The 3,709-nt window shown below is 37.4% G+C and carries 3 protein-coding genes; 1 reads left to right on the forward strand and 2 read right to left on the reverse strand.

Translation table 11 applies throughout. The annotated features are described in order from the left end of the window. Positions 1–105 precede the first annotated feature (105 nt). On the forward strand, positions 106–717 hold the full coding sequence (locus EXE09_RS18505) for a recombinase family protein (RefSeq protein ID WP_015060246.1): 612 nt from the start codon (positions 106–108) through the stop codon (positions 715–717). Positions 718–906: 189 nt separating this feature from the next. On the opposite strand, the gene EXE09_RS18510 is transcribed toward EXE09_RS18505, so the two are convergent. Continuing rightward, positions 907–1,791 (reverse strand): Mph(E) family macrolide 2'-phosphotransferase, encoded by an 885-nt coding sequence (locus EXE09_RS18510; RefSeq protein ID WP_000155092.1) that lies wholly within the window; start codon positions 1,789–1,791, stop codon positions 907–909. Between the two features lie 55 nt (positions 1,792–1,846). Then, positions 1,847–3,322 carry an ABC-F type ribosomal protection protein Msr(E) gene (gene msr(E), locus EXE09_RS18515; protein ID WP_000052512.1) on the reverse strand — a complete coding sequence of 492 codons (1,476 nt, stop codon included), beginning with the start codon at positions 3,320–3,322 and terminating at the stop codon, positions 1,847–1,849. Positions 3,323–3,709 lie beyond the last annotated feature (387 nt).

Raw genomic sequence — 3,709 nt, forward strand, 5'->3', positions numbered from 1 at the left:
TATACCTGAATGATAGCGAGCCAAATCGCATACAATATCTATCATTAGACTTAATGCAATAATTAAATGATAGTATTATCATTAATCTAATAGAATTAAGATTAAATGATAGAAATGAATACACGTATTTATCTACGAGCTTCAACTAAAGATCAAGATGCAGAAAGGGCTTTGCAGATTCTTCAGGATCTAAACCAAAACTTGAATTTGGGTGAAACCATTGTGTACGTGGAAAACTATAGTGGTACGAAGTTAGACCGACCTGAATTGAATAAGCTACTGTCAGAAGCAAATCAAGGTGACACATTGTTAGTTGAAAGTATTGACCGCTTATCACGCCTAACCCAACGAGATTTTCAAGAGCTGAAGCGCAGGATCCAGGAGAAGGGACTTCGTTTAGTCGTAGCAGATCTTCCTACTACCTACCAAATGATTCAAACCAGTGACAGCATTACTCATTCAATCTTGGAACTCATCAACAATATGTTGATTGATCTTCTGGCAACAATGGCCCGCCTAGACAATGAGAAACGTATAGAACGTATTAAGCAGGGCCTGGCACGTTCGGGTTACAAACCAACAGGCAAGAAGGCAAATGAGGCTAAACATAAACGAATAAAAGAATTGCTAGTAGTTGGCAATATGACTAAGGAAGAAATTGCCAAAGCAGTGAATTGTGGAGTTGCAACTGTCTATCGAGTTGCTAAAGTTATCTAAAAGAGGCTTATCTCAACGCGCCCCCAATGGGGCACCGCTGCATTCAGGTTACTTCACATAAGAAATTTTATGTTAAATGATTGTTAGAAATGCCCCTTGATCGAGGCATTTTCTATAAAGAATACTAAAAACTAATTAAAGCCAACCAAGTTTCAAAACAAGGCAGTTCTCAGCAATCATATTTTTAAATTATATAACTCCCAACTGAGCTTTTGCTCCAACGATAAGGCTTTCATTTTGAGTTTCTAAGGCAAATAAACCATACATCAAAGGAGAGGCCGCTGCTCTTTCTAAAGTCTGTTCATATAGTTTATTCCAAACTTTACCCCCTAGTTTTTCATACTCGATGATTAGAGTTTTGAGGCTTTCTTCTCCAAACAAAGTTACATGCCCAGCAAAATCAATCGCTGGGTCATCTATATGGGCTGTTGACCAATCAATAACGCCTGAAACAGCTCCATCCTTTGAAGCTAGTACATGCCCAGCATATAAATCGCCATGTATAAATTGGGTGAAATCTGCCCATAGAACATCATTATCCAACCATTTTCTGTAGCGGGTTTCCAATTGCTCACTTATACCAATTTCAGATTTTACTAACTGCAAATTGTTTGCTATTTCAGGTCTTAAATCTGAAGGTTTCATAATTTTCAAATCATTTTCCCGAACTTCTTTTTCAGGAATACTATGGATTTCAAATAAGGTTTTTGCCAAAGATGTTATGTATTTCGGGCTATCTTTGTCCATATTCCAAATTATTTCATAGGTTTCAGCATCCAAATTTAAAACAGGATTATCTTTAAGTATGGGATAAGCCACTAATTCTGTAGATGAAATTCTCCAATCAGGAACCTCTACAGAAAGATGTTTTTTTACCAATTCTAAAATGCGTTTTTCTTTCTTGATTTGTTCCCTCATGCCATCACGACGAGGAATACGCAGCAACCATTGTTGCCCCTTTGTATCAAGAGCAAAAACGACCTTAAAATCAATGCCCATTTCATTGAAATTCATTTTGTCCGTAAGCAACAAGCCGTGTGCTTCAGCAAGTGATTGAATATCTTGAATTGTCATTTTTAATTTCCTTTAAAGAGTTCAATAATTAATGTTCGGATTAGATTGGCTATCATTAACAATCTCTCTCAAAAGTCTTGATGATTTTGTGGTCTTTGATCTCGTAGATAATGTCAGCAATATTATCGACCAATTGCTTGTCATGAGATACGAAGATAATAGTTCCTGCATAGGACTTCATCATTGTTTCTAATGCGGCAATACTTTTTAGGTCAAGATAGTTTCCTGGTTCATCCATAAGCAAAATATTATATTTTCCTAAAAGCATTTTGGATAAAAGCAGTTTGATGATTTCACCTCCCGATAAGTCGGATAAGTTTTTTTGAATATCATTCGCTCCGATCCCCATTGAAGCCAATACTGCACGAATTTCCGCAACTGTGTACTCGCACTCTTCCTGCATAAAGGAGAGCACAGATTTATGCGTGTTAAATTTATATCCTGTTTGTGTAAAGTAGCCAATTTCAGCTTTTGGAGATATGGTTAATCCATCAGCACGTTCTGATATCATTTTTAACAAGGACGTTTTCCCTGTTCCATTCGATCCAGTTATAGCGACTTTAGCGCCAAGCGGTATTATAAAGTTAGCGTCATCAAAGATAGTACGGCTACCAAATTTTAAGCTCAGACCATCTGCCGTAATCGGGAACTTATTGTGCAGTTCTAGGGCTGAACTTTGACGAAAACGAATAGAACGCAAATGCTCTGGTGCTTGAATATCTTCTAATGCAGCCAAACGCTTTTCCATACTCTTAGCTGCCTGATACAGTTTTCTTTGCTTGGTGCCAGTCATTTTTGCATGCCCAAGTCGTCCAGCACTTTCGGTAGAGTTTTTGGATTTTTCTCCTTTTTTCTTATTGTCTAATCGATTAGCTTGCTGGCGTTTTTCTTGCACAGCAGATTCTAATCGCTCCCGTTCCTTCATCATCAGCTCATATTCTACGGCTTGGTGTTGTCGCTCTTCTTCTTTTTGACGCAAGTAATCCGAGTAACCACCCCAATATTCCGTAATTTTACCGTCTTTTAACTCCCATATCTTGTCTACAACCATATCAAGAAAATATCGGTCATGACTGATAACAAGTAATGCTCCATCAAATGCTTTAAGTTGACCAATAAGTAGATCTATTCCATTGAGATCAAGGTGGCTGGTTGGTTCATCCGCTAGAATGCCATGTACTTGTTGGGAAAATGCGGCAGCAATTTTTGCACGAGTTTCCTCTCCGCCACTCATTGTGTCGTTTTGTACATTGGAAACACCAAGGCGAGATAACATTGCCCGGTCTTCGACCGTTTCTATTTCGATTCCGCCCAGTTGGCTGATATGTGCAAAATCACCAAAACGCTGTAATGTCGCTTCGGCTAAAACAATTTCGCCATTAAGTACTTTGAGTAAACTACTCTTTCCTGCTCCGTTATCACCCACAAGACCAATACGGTCATAAGAGTGAATTTCCAATTCATCAATATCCAAAACATCACGCCCAGCATAATCCAAGCGTATGTTTCTCGCTTTAATAATTAAACTCATTTTTATTTACTCCTGTTTAGCTCTTGAAATTTTTTATGCAGCAAACAGGATTTAGGTGAAAACAAAAGCTAGCATCACAGTGTCCTCCCAAAAAAAAAGCTATTCATCCACAGGGTGGACAAATAGCTAGTCAATTAAGTTATAACTGGAAACTATGCACTAAAAGCATACTTATAAATTAAGCATACTTTTACTTTATATATCCGCATATATTCTTAAAGACACAACAAAAGCCCACCATTATAAAATAGTGTCACTATGCAAATAGTTGTGTCTTAACGAATGCGGATAGAATGCATAAACTTACCTAAAAAATAAAATTCAGTTTTATGATAACTTTACTGTTAAAAGAAGTCTAGACAACCTTGTTTTATGCTTGGATATAAG

This window comes from Acinetobacter sp. WCHAc060025 (assembly GCF_004209355.1).
In the GTDB taxonomy this organism is placed as follows: Bacteria; Pseudomonadota; Gammaproteobacteria; order Pseudomonadales; family Moraxellaceae; genus Acinetobacter; species Acinetobacter wuhouensis.

Bases quoted from the DNA above. Each gene is read 5' to 3' on its own strand.
- EXE09_RS18505 (WP_015060246.1), top strand. From the start codon at position 106: ATGATAGAAATGAATACACGTATTTATCTACGAGCTTCAACTAAAGAT.
- EXE09_RS18510 (WP_000155092.1), bottom strand. From the start codon at position 1,791: ATGACAATTCAAGATATTCAATCACTTGCTGAAGCACACGGCTTGTTG.